Origin of the sequence: Microbulbifer mangrovi (assembly GCF_002009015.1) — a bacterium.
Classification (GTDB): domain Bacteria; phylum Pseudomonadota; class Gammaproteobacteria; order Pseudomonadales; family Cellvibrionaceae; genus Microbulbifer; species Microbulbifer mangrovi.
Genome location: NZ_LZDE01000259.1, coordinates 1 through 18,279, shown reverse-complemented (window position 1 = coordinate 18,279; position 18,279 = coordinate 1). Strand labels below are relative to the sequence as shown.

11 protein-coding genes are annotated in these 18,279 nt (G+C 53.5%); 3 read left to right on the top strand and 8 right to left on the bottom strand.

Annotated elements, in window-relative coordinates:
- A partial coding sequence (locus tag B4U49_RS04900) for a carbohydrate-binding protein (RefSeq protein ID WP_078083462.1) occupies positions 1-3,403 on the top strand: 3,403 nt, incomplete at its 5' end.
- 118 nt (positions 3,404-3,521) lie between these two features.
- Here B4U49_RS04900 and B4U49_RS04895 read toward each other — a convergent pair.
- The 5 genes from B4U49_RS04895 to B4U49_RS04875 all read right to left on the bottom strand — a co-directional run bounded on the left by B4U49_RS04895 (position 3,522) and on the right by B4U49_RS04875 (position 11,716).
- Positions 3,522-4,301, bottom strand: a complete 780-nt coding sequence (locus B4U49_RS04895; protein WP_078083461.1) for a ThuA domain-containing protein — start codon at positions 4,299-4,301, stop codon at positions 3,522-3,524.
- A gap of 9 nt (positions 4,302-4,310) precedes the next feature.
- Entirely contained in the window at positions 4,311-5,999 is a 1,689-nt protein-coding gene (locus tag B4U49_RS04890) for a GMC oxidoreductase (RefSeq protein WP_078083460.1), read from the bottom strand.
- Positions 6,000-6,020: 21 nt separating this feature from the next.
- On the bottom strand, positions 6,021-6,542 hold the full coding sequence (locus B4U49_RS04885; RefSeq protein ID WP_143735530.1) for a gluconate 2-dehydrogenase subunit 3 family protein: 522 nt from the start codon (positions 6,540-6,542) through the stop codon (positions 6,021-6,023).
- A gap of 53 nt (positions 6,543-6,595) precedes the next feature.
- Positions 6,596-8,116: a tryptophan halogenase family protein gene (locus tag B4U49_RS04880; RefSeq protein WP_078083458.1), complete on the bottom strand. Its 1,521-nt coding sequence runs from the start codon at positions 8,114-8,116 to the stop codon at positions 6,596-6,598.
- A gap of 66 nt (positions 8,117-8,182) precedes the next feature.
- Positions 8,183-11,716: a TonB-dependent receptor gene (locus tag B4U49_RS04875; RefSeq protein ID WP_078083457.1), complete on the bottom strand. Its 3,534-nt coding sequence runs from the start codon at positions 11,714-11,716 to the stop codon at positions 8,183-8,185.
- Positions 11,717-12,180: 464 nt separating this feature from the next.
- On the opposite strand from B4U49_RS04875, the gene B4U49_RS04870 reads away from it, so the two are divergent.
- Positions 12,181-13,137, top strand: coding sequence for a sugar kinase (locus tag B4U49_RS04870; protein WP_078083456.1), 957 nt, complete (start codon positions 12,181-12,183; stop codon positions 13,135-13,137).
- A gap of 68 nt (positions 13,138-13,205) precedes the next feature.
- Entirely contained in the window at positions 13,206-15,602 is a 2,397-nt protein-coding gene (locus tag B4U49_RS04865; protein WP_078083455.1) for an alkaline phosphatase D family protein, read from the top strand.
- A gap of 35 nt (positions 15,603-15,637) precedes the next feature.
- On the opposite strand, the gene B4U49_RS04860 is transcribed toward B4U49_RS04865, so the two are convergent.
- The 3 genes from B4U49_RS04860 to B4U49_RS04850 all read right to left on the bottom strand — a co-directional run.
- A complete protein-coding gene (locus tag B4U49_RS04860; RefSeq protein WP_078083454.1) occupies positions 15,638-16,363 on the bottom strand; it encodes a SapC family protein in 726 nt (241 codons plus the stop codon).
- 13 nt (positions 16,364-16,376) lie between these two features.
- On the bottom strand, positions 16,377-17,930 hold the full coding sequence (locus B4U49_RS04855; RefSeq protein WP_078083453.1) for a tryptophan halogenase family protein: 1,554 nt from the start codon (positions 17,928-17,930) through the stop codon (positions 16,377-16,379).
- Between the two features lie 98 nt (positions 17,931-18,028).
- Positions 18,029-18,279 (bottom strand): TonB-dependent receptor (locus B4U49_RS04850; RefSeq protein WP_143735529.1); only part of this gene is annotated, 251 nt, incomplete at its 5' end.

Here is an 18,279-nt window from a genome sequence, read left to right as displayed (position 1 = left end):
CAACTACGTCAACAAAGGCGACTATGCGGTATATAGCATTTCCGTTCCGCAGGCGGGCAATTACGACCTCACCTATTTCGCAGGCACCGCAGTCAATGGTGGTCGCATCGATCTTCAATTGAATAGCGGTGGTACCTGGCAAACACTGGCACAAACCAGCGTACCGACTATCGGCTGGGACAACTTCCAGGCGCTGAGCGGAGGTAGCGTTTACCTGCCTGCAGGCTCGCAGCAGATACGTGTTTTCGGTGGTGGCACCAACGACTGGCAATGGAACCTGGATCGCTTTGAACTGACCTACGACAGCGCGGGCTCCGGCTCCAGCGGCGGCTCATCGTCCAGCTCTTCCTCAAGTTCTTCCTCAAGCTCGTCTTCCAGCAGTTCCAGTTCATCCGGCGGTAGCAGCTCGGGTTCTTCCTCCAGCTCGTCGAGCTCCTCTTCCAGCTCCGGTGGTTCCAGCTCCGGCGGCAGCAGCCCCGGCAATGGCAGCCCAGTCTCCGGTACCTTTACCCTGCAGGCGGAAAGCGCCCATGTAGTCGGTGGGGAGATCGATACCTATGCCATCAATGGTGGTACTGCGGTCAATTACTTCAATAGTGGCGACTATCTGGAGTACAACCTCTCACTGGATACGTCCGGCCTGTACCGGCCGAAGTTCTTCGTCGGTACCGGCAATCCCTCCGGTGTTCAGGTAGGCCTGATGGCCACTGACCACGAAGATGAGCTAGTCATCAAGAACACCACCGACGTACAGAGTCAGGGAGACTGGGATACCTTCTATCTGCTCAACGCTTTTAGCGATATCAACCTGTTCGCCGGTGATCTCACCATCCGTATCTACGGGGCGGGTACCCAGGACTTCCAGTTCAATATCGACTACGCGACCTTTGAGCGTATTGGCGATGCGGACCTGAGCCTGGATGGCGACGGCGATAGCGTTCCGGATGTCGACGACCAGTGCCCAAGTACCGACCCAGCGGAAACCTCGAACAGCGTGGGTTGCGCCCCGTCCCAACTGGACAGCGATAACGACGGAATCACCGACAATCTGGACCAGTGCCCAGTGACCAACCCCGGGGAATTTGTCAATGCAGTGGGCTGTGCCAGCCCCGGTGGCGACGACGATGACTTTGACGGAGTGCTGAACAGCGCCGACCAGTGTGCGAACACACCCTTCGGACAAAATGTTGACCCGTCAGGCTGCACCGGCTTCGCCGATAGCGACAACGATGGCGTGGCCAACAGCGCAGATATCTGCCCATCCACACCTGCCAGTGAGTTCGCGAACGAGGCCGGCTGCTCCACTTCACAGGTGGGTAACACCCACAGTGCGAGCGTCACCGTAAACGCTAATATCAAACACAGTGTCAACGGCGTGTCTGACTTTGGTCGCAAACGGCATATGACCGCGCACACCACCGTTTACGAAAATGACTGGAACGGCCATGCCGACAAACTCAACTACCTGGTAAATACACTGGATGTGATCGGCGGGCGCGATAATGGCAGTGCCACATGGAAGTTCCAGGACACCAAGGAAGATCCGAACAAAGCCAACTGGCCCGACCTGAATTATATGGTGACGCGTGGACAGGAGCTTCGCGAGGCACACGAGAACAATGCCTTCTACCAACGTTTCCCTGCAGACAAAATGGAAATGATTGCTGGCACCAATCCACACCCGACCTATCCGACGCTGAGCTGGAACCCCAATGGCCAAACCTGGCATAACTGGCAGCCAATGGATATTCAGACATCGGCGGCCTGGATGGGACAGTACATGTTGCACTACTTTGCCAACTCCAGTAATGGTCACGTAGGCGAACCATTGCCGAAGTATTGGGAAGTGATCAACGAGCCAGACATGTTGATGAAAACCGGTGCATTTATGGTCACCAACCAGGAAGCATTGTGGGAGTACCACAATCTGGTAGCACAGGCGATCCGCTCAAAACTCGGCAACGAAGCCCCGGTGATTGGCGGCATGACCTGGGGTCTGCATGACTTCTACAAACGCGACGGACTATCGCGAGTTTCTGACAACCACTACGACCAGTGGATCAGCTCCGAAGACCCAGTTGTCGAGGCGGAAGCGGAAGCCTTCTTCCAGAATGCACTGACCACAACCGTCGACGATACACGCAATGAAAACTGGTACCAATGGGATGTAATGTGGCGCGGTTTCATGGACGCAGCAGGCCACAACATGGACTTCTATGCCGTCCACGCCTATGACTGGCCGGGAGCGACTGACGATACCAAAGCGACATTGCGCCGAAATGGACACCTGCCGGCGATGCTCGACATGATGGAGTGGTATGACGTGCACAAGAATGGCTTTGCCAATCGAAAACCCATCGTGTTATCGGAGTATGGCTCTGTTCAGGGCGCCTGGACCAACCAGCCCCACCAGGAACGGTACGATATTGAAAACCTGAAGTCATTCAATGGCATGCTGCTCCAGATACTGGATCGACCAGACTACGTCATCAAATCAATGCCGTTTACTCCCGCGAAACCCCTCTGGGGCTACCTCCCTGGTGGCTGCGGTTACAAAGAGGTCCGCGACTGTACCACCCGCTACCACTATGCAATGCTGATTGAGCCTCAACTCAATCAGGGTAACTGGCAGTGGTCTTCCTATATCCGGTTCTTCGAGCTGTGGGCGGATGTGGATGGCACTCGCGTAGATACCGTATCCAGCGACCCTGACGTACAGGTTCAGTCCTACGTAGATGGCACCGACCTGTTCGTGGTGATCAATAATCTGGAGACCATCGATACAACCATTAACCTGAATGTGGCAGGTATGAACAATGCCCAGCTACAGAATGTGGAAATGCGAAAGCTGCACTACCCGCACGACACAGAGGTTGAACTGGATCGTCAGCATAAAAACGGCATGCCGAGCTCTCTGACCCTGGAAGCAAATGCCACGGTCGTCTTGCGCTACACAATGACCAACAATATTGCGGTCAACGAGACGATGGACGAGCGCAAGTTCTTTGGTGAAAGTGTCAGCGGCGGAAGCCTGCCTCACCGGGTCTCGATTACCGGAGGGCCAAGAACTTTGCATATCAATAATGTGACTGTACCGGCTGGATACGCGGAAGCGCAGTTGCGCCTTACGGTCTCTCTATTCCCGGGAGAGGACGATGTACCAGCAGGAAATCTTTCCATAGACAGTCTTACCGTCAATGGCGAAGTGGTAGCAACGCCGATTGACTGGCGCGGGCGTAGAAAGAACAGTGCGGAGCGTGTATTCACTACGCTGGAGATTCCAGTACCAGTGGACAAGCTACAAACCAACAACACCATATCTGTGGACTTCCACCACAATGGCGAGTTGACTGTAGCCAATCTGGTGGTCAAGGAGTACAGCAGTACACCGGTGCGCAATTAAGCAGTCTAACTCTTGAAAAGCACCTAAAAGAAAAACCCCGCCCTGAGAACAGGGCGGGGTTTTTTATGAGAGAACACTTCGGAAGACTAGCCCGGCGAACCGAGCATTCCAATGTAGGTTACTCGGTAACCACGCCCTTGCCCGTAGCTGCCCAGTATATACCTCCGTATAGATGTGACTTAAACATATCATCACGGTAAGAGGCCGCAATATGGCCAAGCCCCGTATAAAAGGCTCGACCGCCATCGTAGTGCTGATACCAGGCCAGCGGATGGAATACGCCCATGCCACTAGACTTTACCTCGCCCCAGTCCGCTTCCGCGTTATAGGTTGTTTCATCCACCGATAGGATATAGTTAAGGCGATCACTGTGCTCAGCGCTGTACCCGTAATACTCCTCCGTCCATAAAAATCGCGACGGCATATACTCGGTGCCGGGGAATCCTTTCTCGAGCAAATCGACCTTCGCAGACTGAATCTCGGGATGGATGACAAACGTCCTGCCAACCAGCCCGCGATACCAGGACCAGTCGTGTTCGGTATCGGCAGCGGAGTGAACCCCCACGTAACCCTTACCTTGCCGGATGAACTTCTGGAATGCATCCTGCTGTTGCTCATTCAGCACGTCACCGGTGGTCAATAGAAAAATGACCACATCGAATTGGCTTAGACTGGACTCATCAAATACGTCTGCCGTGTTTGAATGCACAACATCAAAGTTGTGTAGTTTCGACAGTGCGTTTACGGCCGACACGCCTGCCGGAATACTGTCGTGCTGCCAGCCTGCGGTCTTGGTAAAGAGAAGCGCCTTAAACTGACTAGCGGATACTGGCCCTGCCACTGTCATCAACGCTAACAGAGAGAACACCGTTTTGATTAAACGCCTTCTACGTATCATGCAGCCTCCTTAGATAAGTCCCTGCTTCATCTGCTGATCCGCATAGTCGACAGCGCGTGCTGTAAACGCCATAAAGGTGATCGACGGATTCACACAGGACACAGACGAGAAGGCAGCACCGTCGGTGACAAACAGGTTCTTCACATCGTGGCACTGGTTCCATTTGTTCAGATACGATGTTTCTACTTCACGCCCTATACAGGCACCGCCCATTTCATGGATGGCCCCTCCCGGTGGCGCCTCGCCCTCGAAAGGACGGATGTTCTTGAGCCCCGCTGCTTCCAACATTTCTGCCGCCGTCTCACTCATATCCTTGACCATTGCACTTTCATTTTCGCCATAAGCAACATCGGTCACCAGCAATGGCATACCCCATTTGTCTTTCTTGGTCGGATGCAGGTACACACGATTTTCATACCTGGGGAGGCTCTCGCCAAAGCCCCACATAGTGAAGTACCAGTTGCCCGGCTGGCTCACCTTCTCCTTGAACGCTTTACCAATGCCCTTGCCGGACTTGGCCCAGTGCCATCCCGCACGGCTTGCGCCACACTGGAAGCCATAACCGCGCTCGAACTTACCGTATTTTTTACCGATATTACGGAACCGAGGAATATACACTCCACCGGGGCGACGACCCTTGTAGTAATCCTCAAGATACCCCGGAACCAACCCGGAGGCACCACCACCACCACAGTGATCCATGATATAGCGGCCGAGCACGTCAAACCGGTTACCAATGCCGTCAGGAAAGGATTCTGACTTGGAGTTCAGCAGAATCTGTACGGAGGCGAGTGTGGAGGCGCACATGAAAACGGTCTTTGCAAAAACTTGTTTTCGTTCGCCACTGCGCACATCCACATAGGCCACTCCGGTGGCCCGGCCGCTGGCCTTGTCGTAGAGCACTTCCTGCACCTGGGCATCTGCCACCAGCGTCAGATTGCCGGTGCGTTCTGCCGCCGGCAGTGCCGCGGAGTTGGATGAATAGTAGGCACCGAACGAACAGCCCCGTGGGCACTCACTGCGCGCCTGGCACTGTACTCTCCCCAACTCCAGATGTTGTTTTTGTGGCTGCGTAAGATGCGCTACCCGCGCGGGTATAAAGTGACGATCAGGAAAGGTCTGCTCGATTTTCTTTTTCATATCCCGCTCTACCACATTGAGTGGCAGTGCTGGAAGAAACTTGCCATCCGGAAGTACATCCAGCCCTTCATAACTGCCGGAAATGCCGACAAACGGCTCCACTCGGTCGTACCACGGCGCGATATCCTCATACCGCACAGGCCAGTCGATACCGTTGCCATCCCGTTTATTAGACTCAAAGTCCAGCTTGTTCCAGCGATAGCTTTGCCTACCCCAGATCAGTGATTTACCACCGACGGTGGCACTGCGATACCAGATAAAGGGCTTCTTCTGCTCGTAGGGATGATCTTTATCGTTAATAAGGTGGTGTCGGGTGTAATCATTGTAGATATACACCTCTTTCTGGATATGTTGTTCGGCCTTGAATTCTTCTGGAACATCGCCCCGGAGCGGCATCTGCCAGGGCGCCTTACCTTCAGTCTTGTATTGGCCGTGCTTGACCATCCCGCCCCGATCCAGAACCAGAGTTTTATACCCCTTTTCGCAAAACTCCTTCGCGGCATAACCTCCACTCATGCCGGAGCCCACAACAATCACATCAAATTCTTTATTATTCATTTTCAATCCGCATCCAGTTTCTTACAGCCAGGTACGGCCGACTTCCGCAAGTTTCATTTCTTTGTAGGGACCGGGAATCGGGTCGTAGCGCAGAGCCTGTGTCGCACCTACTCGGGAAGTGTAGTAGCCGATAACGATCAGCTCCTTGAGCTTTTTATACGTCGGGTTTTCGGCTTCTGTATTTAGTGCATCATCGAGGGCCTGCACGATATTCACCTGTTGCGCCGCGTCAAGTGACAGGAACTCACCCTGCGCGAACGCCTCCGACAACCCGCCTAAGAATTCGCTCGCCTTATCCCTGGGTAGAAACTCACTCAAGTAGAAGTTGATATAGCCGGGAACTCCCGCCTGGCTGGCAGAGGGAGTATCTGTCTCAGGGATGACAATATCCGATATCCGAGATATCAGCGCTATGTGAAGCCCTGAACCGGAGCTGACTGCCCCCTTAAAAGTCAGCGCGGCGTCCACGGCCTTCAGATCCAGTGACAACGTACTGCAACCTAAAAAAATCGCCATTTCCCAAAGAAAACGTCTCCTATCCACAAGACCACTCCAATATTTTTTTACGCCAAATCGGGATCCACAACGGCAATCTTTTAATTACCGCTAGCAGATCCATTCACCAGTTTTTCTAGTGCATCTTTATGACTTTCATGATTGATGGCACATCGATTGAAGAAGTCACATATGCGCTCAAGGTCAACTTTTCCCCTATCTTCTTCGGTCACAGGGCTAAGGTCCGCTGCATCAGGGAAAACACCCATACCGCAAAGAATGTAGTGCCAAGAGTGATTGCTATAAGCACCGTCAATTTTCAGGTGCTTTAGTAACCCCGGAAGGTCACCACTGTCGAACCAGCAACTGAACACCGCTTTCACCTCTTTGCTCACCGGCCCCGGGCGCTCACGATTATCAACCCAGTACGGCGAATCTGTGCGGCTGTTCGTTAGGAAGTGGACGGAAATATAATCCCGGACGTCGTCATAGCTCTTGTTAACGGCGCGGTTGAAGATATCCACAAAATCCTGAGTCGTATTGCCGTCCTTGAACGCATGGATAAATCGGCTTATCGTCTGTTGCGTCAACGCCAGGGAGGTAGCTTCCAATGGTTCTATGAATCCCTGGGAGAGGCCCACTGCCACACAGTTTTTCACCCAGTGATATTCACGCCGACCTACACGCATGGAAAGATGGCGAACTTCCGTCCCCGCACCAGCAGCAGCGTGTGCTCGCAGTTCGGCTTCTGCATCTTCCCTTGACGTGTACCGGCTACTATACACATAGCCATATCCCACCCGGCTCTGCAGGGGAATGCGCCACGCCCAGCCATGCTTTAGTGCGGTGGAAACAGTCTCACAGGCAGGCTCATCCTCGGCGGGCATTGCAAGTGTTACTGCACTGTCGTTCCACAAAGAGTCTGCGTAGCTTTTAAAGGGAACACCCAGCGCACCACCGATCAAGAGCGCTGCAAACCCGGAGCAGTCAATAAACCAGTCCGCGCAGTAGTGCTCCCCATGCTCATCGATCACCGCTGCGATTTGACCATCGGCACCCAGCTGAACATCGCTAATCAGTCTATCAGTGTGGTTCACGCCACGCTCTACGGCAGTTTTCTTTAAAAACTGCGCCAGGAGACCTGCATCAAAGTGATAGCCATACTGAATCTCAAAAGGAAAATGATAAGGGGGGACCGGACACAGCTTTTTCTTGGCCAAATAGTGGTTATAGGAAAAAACATCCGGATGGGCATGTGCGTCTTTTCCTGCACGACGCAGAAGCGAGTTATGCACCAGTGCTTTCACATGATCGCGGTCAAAATGACTGTAAAACGGGTGAAAATAACTGTCAAAGCCAGTCTTTCCAGCCCAGCTGTCAAATGTGATGCCCGTTTTATACGTCGCGCCGCAGGCGGGCATCCACGATTCTTCCGGGATGCCAACCTCGTCAAAAAACTGTTTCAGGGCCGGAGTGGAGCCTTCACCCACCCCGATAACTCCCCGCTTGCTCGACTCGATCAGCGCAATGTCCCAGCAATCGCTAACGTATTTTTGCAACATGAGAGCGGCCATCCACCCTGCGGTGCCGCCACCCACGATAATGAGTTTTTTCTTTTTCATAAAAAAAGCCGCGCCTGTTTCCAGGCGCGGCAAATCTAGATGACAAATCAACAACGTTGAGAAAGATTAGAAGCGCGCCTGAATACCGAACCGGTAAAAAGTACCCGTTTTGTATTCTGAGGCGGTACGCCCTTTGTAGCCACCTTCCAGCGGATTACCTTCATCAAAGGCAACCAGGTTGCCATTTTCATCCGGCAGCTGAATAAAGCGGCTGGTGTAGTAGTTGCGCACCTTTTCGTCGGTGAGGTTCACCGCATTGAAAGACAGCGAGATATTGTCTGTCAGCTGGTAAGCCGCGGAGAAGTCCAGGGTACCGCGCCCTTCCTGCCACAGCGAACCGTTATCCCAGACGCGCCGGGCCAGCTGATCGGAAGTGCCCTGATAGGCCAGGCGCAACTGATGGCCATTCATTTCCCAGAATACGGTGGCGTTGTAACTATGCTCAGGGGTAAAAGCAACCGGCAACTCAGGCAGCACCACACTTGGATCAACCGCAGAGACTTCCTGATCGTAAGCACTATCCTGATAGGTGTAGTTCAACGAAGTGCCCAGGCCAGCAAACACACCAGGCAGCATGTCATAGGACTGGGTGTACTGGAATTCGGCACCTTTGATGCTGGCACCCTTACCATTGGTAATGGTGGTGGTCTGGAACTTGGCACACAAGTCTGCCAGGTCATCGGAGAACAGCCAGTCTTCCGTATACTCCTGAGTACCCTCGATGCGTCGTGGCATACAACCTTCGAGGCTGTCTGCACGTTTAATCAGGTCCTCAGTGTTGTAGGGCCCCTCGCCCTCATCCAAACCGAGACCTCGCAGATCATCCATATAGGTAACGATGGTCTGAGACTCTTCGAAGTTGGTCATGTCCTTGTAGAACAAACCTGCTGCAACCATGGCGTTTTCAGAGAAATACCATTCAAACGCGAGATCAAGGTTCTTGGACTCCAACGGATCCAGCTTGGTGTTGAACAAAGTAATCGAGTTGCCGGTACCGTTTTCATCCGTCCATACCGTCTCACGCACCTTGAAACCAGGGCGCAAGGAATCGATCTGCGGACGGGACATGGTCTTGGATACTGCCAGTCGGCCGATCATTTCATCATTGATCAGGTAGTTCAGGTTCAGGCTCGGCAGCAATACGTTGTACTCATGATCACCTTCTACTGCAAACGAGCGCCGACTGCGGTCTTCCACCGTTACGGGGTTGCCATTTGCGTCTCGCTCACCATAGATGTAGTTGGATTCGGTCGACACGTCGGAATAACGCCACAGGAGCCATTCATTCATATTTCCCTGCGTTGCCGCCATATCGTAACAAGCACCCTGACTTGCAATCGGGGTATCATCCGACTTGTCCAGCGTGCCCTTGGTATCCCAGCCCAAACCGTCCACGCGAGACCAACGCAGCTCATTTTGGCTGTCTGGGTCGCCGTAGTTACTTTCATTGAAGTCCGGAGTTGCGGGATCATCCGGAACCAACACTGGATCGTAATCCAGGATCGGAGCACATGCAGGGTTGGAGGAATTGCGCAGCTCTTGCAGCGTAAACACATCCAGTACCTTGCCCAGGTTACCGGTGCTACTGTGGAAATTCACACCGGAATAGCCTGTGGTATCAACGGTGGTGTTTACGTAGCGCAAACCTACATCACCGGACAGTTTCTCATCCAGGAACGAAAAATCTGCCTTGACGTAGATCGCCTGGGTATCCAAATCAGCGGAACGCGTCTCGGTGTCGTCCGGAACGAATTCGGCATTTGGATTATTCAATGCGACTTCGAATGCCTTTTCTGCGGAGACAGTAGTCCAGCCATCGGTCACATTACTGTCGGCATAGCCGAGTGATTGCATGAAATCATCGACAGGGAAGCTGCCGTCCGCGATAAAGGATCCATCAATATCGGTAATCCCTTCAACGATTGTGAAAGGACGCCCGGTTTCCGGATCAATTACCGTTACCCCTTCTCCGATGGAATTAAAGGTTCCGGACTGATTATCCACATACTTTTCACGACGCGTGGCCTTGGCGCCAAACTCGAGGGTATGTACACCGGCAAAATCCACATCCCAGTCTACATCGAAGTAGGCTGCCTGCTGAGTGTCGTCGACTGCGCGAACAGTACGGGCCAAGAAGGCGAGGTGCTGGGCGCTCAGGTCATCCGGGTTAAACATGGTGGTACCCAGGTTATCCCACAAGGCCCCCTGTTCCGGATGTAGTACCGTACCGTAGTCCACCAAGCCTGTACCTGCGACGAGGTTACATTTGCCGGAGCTGCAATCGTAACCTACGGGCTCGATCTCATCTGGCGTTGCCTGTCGAACAAGCCAGGCATTCACTCGGCGATAGTTCTGCAAGTTGACATAAAGGGATTGTTCTGGAATCTGCTCAGCCTTGGAGTAATTCAATCCCGCGTTTACCGTTACCGTATCGGTAAATGCGTGACTCACATCCAAAGATGCAATCTTGTTTTCATTCGAGAACTTGTTGGTCTGCTGAGTAAGGTCGCCGCCGGAGTTACGGTTCAGATACTTGGTAAACGTACGGGTATCTGAATTGTAGGTATGCCAGTCTTCCTGTGGGTCGGTCCATGTTGCCGGCTGCCCGAGCCAGAGATAGTCTTCACCCTCGACCATATTTTGGTAGGTATACAGGTCGCCCGCACGTGCCTTAGCTTCGTGCATGGTGGAGTCAACATCCTGTTTGTTCCAGCTCAGGTTTGCATTGACTTCTGTATCATCCGTAGCTTGCCACTGAAGGCCCAAGTTGACGCCCTGGCGATCGCGATCATTCTCATGCAGTTGCATACGAGTGTTATACGGAACCAGACCGGAAACATCATTAACAACGTTACCGTTTTGATCTGTAGCCCGCGAAGATGTGCGCGACACCCACTGATCCTGAGAGAACTGATCTTTACGAACAGAATTGGTCTCATCAAATGCGGTAACGATGACACCGAAAGTGTCGTCAAAGAATTTACCGGTATAAGTTGCAGAAGCCTTGTAATCTTCCTTGTCAGAGAGGTCGTTGTAGCGTCCCTGCCCATTGATATTCAGGCCTTCGGTGACTTCTAACGGCTTAGCAGACACCAGGTTGATGTTCGCACCCAGTGAACCCTCATCGTGATCCGCACTTGGGGTTTTCACTACCTCGATCTTGGAAAGAATATCTGCCGAGTAAGCAGACAAATCTACCGCCTGACTGAATCCGGTAGAACCCAGCTGCACACCATTCAGGCTGATATTGTTCTGCTGTGCGTTGGCGCCGCGCACGGTAATGGTGGTGCCTTCACCGTCGGCAGTCTGCATGGAGACACCGGTCACGCGGGACAGGGCCTCAGCGATGTTCTGGTCAGTGGTCTTGCCGATGTCTTCGGCGTTAATGGTGTCCTTGATGTTGCCGCTGTAGCGTTTGTCATCAATGGATTTTTCAATACTGGCGCGAATACCGGTCACCTGAATTTCTTCAAGCGCCTGGTATTGGCTCTCGTCTTGCTTTTCTTCTTCCTGTGCCATTGCGTGGCCGCTACAAACGGACAGCACGGCAACTGACAGTGCAGACATACGGAAGCGATTACGTACAGTGGACGTAGACATGCTCACTCTCTCCATCGGATCGCATTTTTATTATCAATTCGGCATTCACTGATACCGCTAGTGGCGCCGCCCCTAGACTCGAAGGAATCCCGATTGTTGATTTATTGGGGGTTCTTCCATCGATAGGTCAATGATCCTTCAACCCGGGAAATTATGTCAACTGTTGATTGTTAACAAAATGAATCCGTTGTTTAATGAACCTGAATGGGGCAGCGGCCGCACGACCAGTAGATGTCTTAGCCGCGATCTCGCAATCTATTGTTTTTTAATGAATTTCTACGTGGGCCGCAGAATGTCTCACGACCGGTTGTTGACAATTTACAAGGTCACCAACGGGTAGTAAAGGCGGGACTTTATCTTCCCGTGGAGCACCTAAGACAAAGCAGCACCAACTGTCTTAGCTGATTTTTGTGACAGCATTCTCGCATATCCCCCACAATGGACAATATGGAAAGGTGACCGACATGACAGATCTGGTGATTCTCGGCGAAAGCATGGTAGAGCTGAGCCAGCAGGAACCGGGACTGTTTCGCCAGTCATTCGCAGGAGACGTCCACAGTGTGGCCGTGTACTTCAAGAGACTAGCCAGTCAAGCTGACAGAGTCAGGCTGATGACAGCGGTGGGGCACGATAGCGCCAGCGAGGGGCTTATAAAGGCTCTCGAAGAGGAGCAGATCGACACATCCCTTGTGTTTCGTCATCCCTCCCGGCAACTGGGTCTGTATTCGGTAACAACTGACAAGAACGGCGAGCGCAGCTTCAGTTACTGGCGATCCGAGTCCGCCGCCCGGGAAGTCATGCTGCTGTTTCGAGAGGGCACGCAATCGGCCTGCGATGGAGCCTATTCGCCCTGTGGCTTGGCGCCTCGTCCAGACATGCTCTTTTTTACCGGCATTTCACTGGCCGTGCTGACTCCAGAAACGCGACCGGCATTCTGGGAGCTTGTCTCCGACCTGCGTGATCACGGTACACGGATAATATTTGACCCCAACTATCGCCCCAAACTATGGCCTTCTCCAGACCACACCCGTGCCGAATATGCGCGAGCGTTCGCGAGCGCACACCTGACCCTCCCCGGAATTGAGGACCTGGCGGCACTTTACGGCGTCAAGGACTTTACCGCAGCTTGCGACCTACTTACGCAGTTCGATATTGAAGAGCTGGTTATCAAAGATGGTCCCAACGGCGTCTATTACCGTGGCCCAGAGGAGCGGTTTCTCGAGCCCATCTCACCAATCGAGCGAGTAGTCGACACGACTGCCGCCGGTGATTCGTTCAATGGTAGCTATCTCGCATTCCGCAGTGGGGGCTTGTCGCCCCGCGATGCAATCGCCAGAGCCGCGAAAGTGGCGGGTGTGGTGATCCAGCACCGGGGGGCACTAGTCGAGAAAGAGCGATTTGCGGCCCTACTAGAGGAATAATACTGCCCCGCCGATGTTGGGCTCCCAATACAGTCGATGATGAATTTGCAATACAGCAGGTAAAAATAATGAAAAGACGCAACTTTCTGAAAGCCGGTACGGGCGCAGCAGGACTACTGGGTGGGGCACTCAGTCCCTCCCTCGCATCGGCGATGGCCGCCGCTCGCCCCAAGCTCGTGGATACCACACCGGTTGAGGCAATTTCTGAGGGCAAGCCACAGCACTGGCTGGGTTCCGCCTTCTGGGGTAACCGGCTCCAGGACTGGCAGAGCAACCAAGGACGTCTTGAGTGCTTGCAGGGTGGTAAGAGTTTTGAAGTGCGTACCGCAGCGCTGCTCACACGGACACTCAATAACGTGCATAAACCAGCGCGTATCCGCGCACGCGTGGGGCTCCTCACTCCCGGTAGCACAGGTTTCTGTGGATTCCTGCTGGGTGTCGGCGCAGGAAAGCTCGAGTACCGCGGCGCGGCACTCGCACAGCGCTCCAGTGGCCAAAATGGCGGGTTTATGGCACTGCTGAACACCGAGGGCGAACTGAGCTTCAGGGACTTTTCCAGCCCAGAGAATACACTCGCTTTCACCAAGATCGAGCGTGAAGGCAGCGTAGGTATTGATCAGATTGGTGACAGAGAAATACAACTGGACTGCCATATCGACCCGATCGACAAAGGGCGCTTTGATGTACGCCTGATCGCCAGTGACATAAACAGCGGAAAGGAGTTTGGCTTTGCGGTCTATAACGACGTACCAGCCGAAACTCTGCAAGGTGGCATCTCGCTGGTTTCTTCGCCAAATCGCGATGAAGATGGCGCGCGCTGGTGGTTCTCTGCGGTGGAAAGTGGCGGGGAGAAAATCGACATTCATCCGGAACACGGACTGGGACAGGTGATGGGCTGCATGCACAGCCTGAACTGCGCACCCGAAGAGCCCACCCTGAAGCTGTCTGCCCAGTTTATGCCGATCGACACCACAGCGCTTCCTGCCGCACGCCTGGAGTATCGCAGTGAAAGCGACAAAACCTGGGTAACCGGTGCAGACGCTCCCATTGGAGATGGTTATGTAGCGGCGTTTCGCATCGTCGGCTGGGATGCGCAGAGGGATCACCAGTACCGGATCGTAGACCCGGGAACCGGGCAATCACTATATGAAGGCACTATCCGCCGAGACCCGGGTAGTCGGTCCCCGCTAAAGATCGCTCTCTACTCCTGCATCATTCCCACCGCGAAAAGCCTGGATGAAACGGAATTCAAAAACCATATCCCGGAAGAGCGCGTTCTCGGCCGCTATACGGAAGACAACATTTTCTTCCCGCATAAGAAACTGGTCACGCACTGTGACAGCCATCAGCCGGACCTGTACGTATTTGCCGGTGACCAGTACTACGAAACCTTCCCTACCCGTTATGGGCGGGATACCCCACAGGCCAAGCTGGATACTCTGTATCGTTGGTACCTGTGGTACTGGACTTTTCGTGACTCTGTACGCAACCGTCCAGCTATCGTGCTCGTGGATGACCACGATGTTCTCCAGGGTAACCTTTGGGGCAACAAAGGTGATGCAACCGGAGGTCCCCGTGAGGAGGATGGAGGCTTCAAGCACGACATCGACCTGGTGAAGATGGTGTACCGCATCCAGAGTAGCCATACGCCCGATGCATACGACCCCACACCCATCCAGCACGGTATACCCGTCACCTATGCGCATTTCGTATACGGCGGCACCAGCTTTGCGATGGTAGAGGACCGCAAATTCAAGTCAGCACCAGATTACGAGGCAAACCGGTTGACGGTGAAAGGAGAACTGCTGGGACGCCGGCAGGAGCAGTTCCTGCGGGACTGGGCAGAGATGGACCCGGGGTTACCGAAGATTTGCCTTACCGCCTCCATCTGGGGCTCGCCGCAAACCGACGAGGAAGGTAATGGCCTGATCGACTACGACGCCAATTGTTATCCGCCTGACGGTCGTACCCGAGCAGTGAAATTGGTAGAGGATGCCAAAGCACTGGTGCTCGCAGGCGACCAGCACCTGGGACTTGTGGCGCGCCAATATAGCGGTGACTTCCCGGTGGATCAGGAGCAAGCCAGCGGAGCACTGTTTTTCTCGGGACCGGCCTCGGCCGCTTTCTGGCAACGCTGGTTTGAGGGGTTCGGCCAACTGGAACATCAATATGGAGACGATCCCAATACCGGCAATTTTACCGACCCCTTCGGTAATAATATGCGGGTTCTGGCCACGGCCAATCCCAAAATCACCCATGCAGACTTCAGTGATGACAATACCAGCTGGGGCAAGTTTGTTTCCGATCGCAACCTGAAAAGCGAGGGCTACGGTATTGCCGTGGTGGATCATGCGGAAGGGCATTACCGCCTGGAATGCTGGCCCTGGGATGCCGATCCGAATAGCGACCGGCAGTTTACGGGCTGGCCTCAGCTGCACCCCATCGAATCACTGCAACCTAGCTGATTCAATAGAAAGCGCGGCCAGGGCCGCGCTTTTTATTACTTCTGATTCTTCCTCTGAATCAGCTTTCGTACCTGCCCCATGGAGGCACCCAGCCAGTAGGCAGCCTGTAGATACCCATGCTGATGCATATTCACCAGCTTGTCCGCATCTAGCTTCTGCAACTTATCCTCATTCACGGTATACAGCCCCTCGTAGCGTTTCTGCTCACCACTGGCAAACTGCACATTGATATGTGCCGGCTCAATCAGGTCGCTGTCAGACAGAACGGTGAGAAATGCGGTAGTGGACTCCATACCAGCCATTAACTGCCCAAGCAGTTCACTCACCTGCTGCATAAACGGCGTGTTATTGCCTTGATCGTCGAACAGGCGCTCGCCTCCAGCATCCGCTTCCGTCACACGCTTGCTATCCAGATCCAGTGTGATAACCGCACCTCTGTCTTCACCGACAGCAGCCTCCGGGTTGCGGTATCCCACCATAAACGGCTGCCGGCGAATATGCATGGGAATATACTGGGCGTCCCAGTTATCCTCCTGCAGATAAAGGTTCTCCCCCGGCTCAAAGCCAAGCAAAGCGCACAGGGAAAACTGCCCGGTGTTAGGGTCCTTGGTAATACATACCGGATATTCGAGTACCAAATTACGCAGTTCATTAGCAACGACCGGTACAAGGTGCGTCGCTTCACCATACTCTGCGCCGCGCCGGGTAATGACTTTTAAATTGCGATGACTTTCGTTATTCAAAGCGACCGTGTTACTCATACATTTCTCTCGCTCAAATTCTCTGTAGACCGTACTGGCAAATCTTGTTGATCAAATCCCGGTGTTTCTCGAGGCCGGCCAGCATCTGCTGTGTGGCGTCCTGCTTTTGCTGCAACAGCTGCTGTGCCTGTCCGCGATGCGACGTGGACAAACCGAATGCACTCGCGTTTGTATCAAACCCCATACCGTACAGGATATATTGATAACTGGCAGCAGGGAAAACTTCCACCGCTCGATCAAAGTCTTCGTGCCATGGAGGCTGGTATCGCCACAATGTCAGTAGTTCCTGAAGACTTTCGGGAACGGTAGCGGGGTCACAGTTATCGACCCAGAACTCGCTATCGGTACGTTTGGTCAGAACATAATGTAGCTTGAGGAAGTCGATAATTCGATCCCAACGGTAGCGAAAAGTCTCGTTGAAACGGCGCGCTATCACCTCCATCGCCGCACGACTTGCGGGAAACTGCTCCGCAATCATGTTCGCGGAGATTTCCACGAGTACCAGCGCAGAGGCTTCTAGTGGCTCAAGAAAACCTGCGGACAAGCCAATAGCCACGCAGTTACGGTGCCAGAACTTTTCTCGATGTCCTGGCTCAATAGGGATCTTGCGTACCCCGAGCTTATCGAGTTCGGACTCACCAAGCTTCAGATAAGCAGCAAGTTCACGGAAAGCGCGACTTTCATCGGTGTGTGCAGAAGAAAATACGTGCCCTACCCCACGACGGTTCTGCAAGCCAATATCCCACACCCAACCAGCCGTCTGTGCGGTAGATATGGTATGTGTGGCAATGGGGCTATCTTCACTGGCATATGGCACCTGTACTGCCAGTGCTGAGTCTATAAAAAGGACGTCCTTACAGGATCGGAAAGGTATCTGATAATGATCGCCCAAGATACGCGATCGGAAGCCACTGCAATCGATATACAGGTCGCCAGTGATATCGCCCGCGGTATCGGTTTGCAGCTTAGCGATATCTCCATTTTCTGACTCAACAATACCGGTAACCTCCGCGAGAATATGGTGCACTCCCAGGTATTCGGTACAGTGCCTTTGCAGGAAACCGGAAAACTTACCCGCATCCAGATGGTAGGCATAGTTGGCTACCGCGGAATATTCCGGCGTACCTATCAGCTTGGGAGCAAGGTTATGCTCACACAGAGATTCCTGAGGACATACCGCACTGGAAAAGGAGCTCTGTCTGTCACCAGCAAGCCAATGTGAGGCGAGATTATGAGATTGGAACCCCTCTGGCAGCACCAGCGGATGGTAGTAAAAATCGTCTTCAGCACCCGTGGTCCAGCGCGCAAACTTGGCACCCTGTTTAAAGCCGACATTACACTCACGGATGAAGTCAGATTCCCTGACTCCCATCTTCTTCAGGGTACTCCGCATGGTAGGCCAAGTGCCTTCACCAACGCCGATGGTAGGGACACTGGGAGATTCGACCAGTGTCACAGAGACCGGTTGCGCGTGGTCTTTTTTGAAGCGTGCAGCCAGGGTACCGGCGGTAATCCACCCCGCAGTGCCACCACCAAGAATCACGACAGATCTTATTGGATCAGACATATCGGACCTCTTCTTATATTTTTAAGGTTACGCAAACAAAGAAGGCTGCCACAAATGTGGCAGCCTTCCCTGGCACTACTTGGCAACTCTGCCCCGAATTAGAAGCGAGCGCGAACACCAATGTTATAACGTGCACCGTACTGCTGGGCGCTTACCAACTGGTTGGAGAAGCGCCCGTGGCGACGGATGGTTTCTTCGGTGAGGTTAAGGCCTTCAACAAATACTGACACATCCTCGGTCACATCGTAACTCGCGTTCAAGTCCCACTGACCATAGGCCTCATTGAATACCGGCTGTCCACCGATCTGTGACTGGCGGGTTGCCAGCAGGAAATCATCACGCCAGTTGT

Bases quoted from the DNA above. Each gene is read 5' to 3' on its own strand.
- B4U49_RS04895 (WP_078083461.1), bottom strand. From the start codon at position 4,301: ATGATACGTAGAAGGCGTTTAATCAAAACGGTGTTCTCTCTGTTAGCG.
- B4U49_RS04890 (WP_078083460.1), bottom strand. From the start codon at position 5,999: ATGAATAATAAAGAATTTGATGTGATTGTTGTGGGCTCCGGCATGAGT.
- B4U49_RS04860 (WP_078083454.1), bottom strand. From the start codon at position 16,363: ATGAGTAACACGGTCGCTTTGAATAACGAAAGTCATCGCAATTTAAAA.
- B4U49_RS04880 (WP_078083458.1), bottom strand. From the start codon at position 8,116: ATGAAAAAGAAAAAACTCATTATCGTGGGTGGCGGCACCGCAGGGTGG.
- B4U49_RS04875 (WP_078083457.1), bottom strand. From the start codon at position 11,716: ATGTCTACGTCCACTGTACGTAATCGCTTCCGTATGTCTGCACTGTCA.
- B4U49_RS04870 (WP_078083456.1), top strand. From the start codon at position 12,181: ATGACAGATCTGGTGATTCTCGGCGAAAGCATGGTAGAGCTGAGCCAG.
- B4U49_RS04855 (WP_078083453.1), bottom strand. From the start codon at position 17,930: ATGTCTGATCCAATAAGATCTGTCGTGATTCTTGGTGGTGGCACTGCG.
- B4U49_RS04865 (WP_078083455.1), top strand. From the start codon at position 13,206: ATGAAAAGACGCAACTTTCTGAAAGCCGGTACGGGCGCAGCAGGACTA.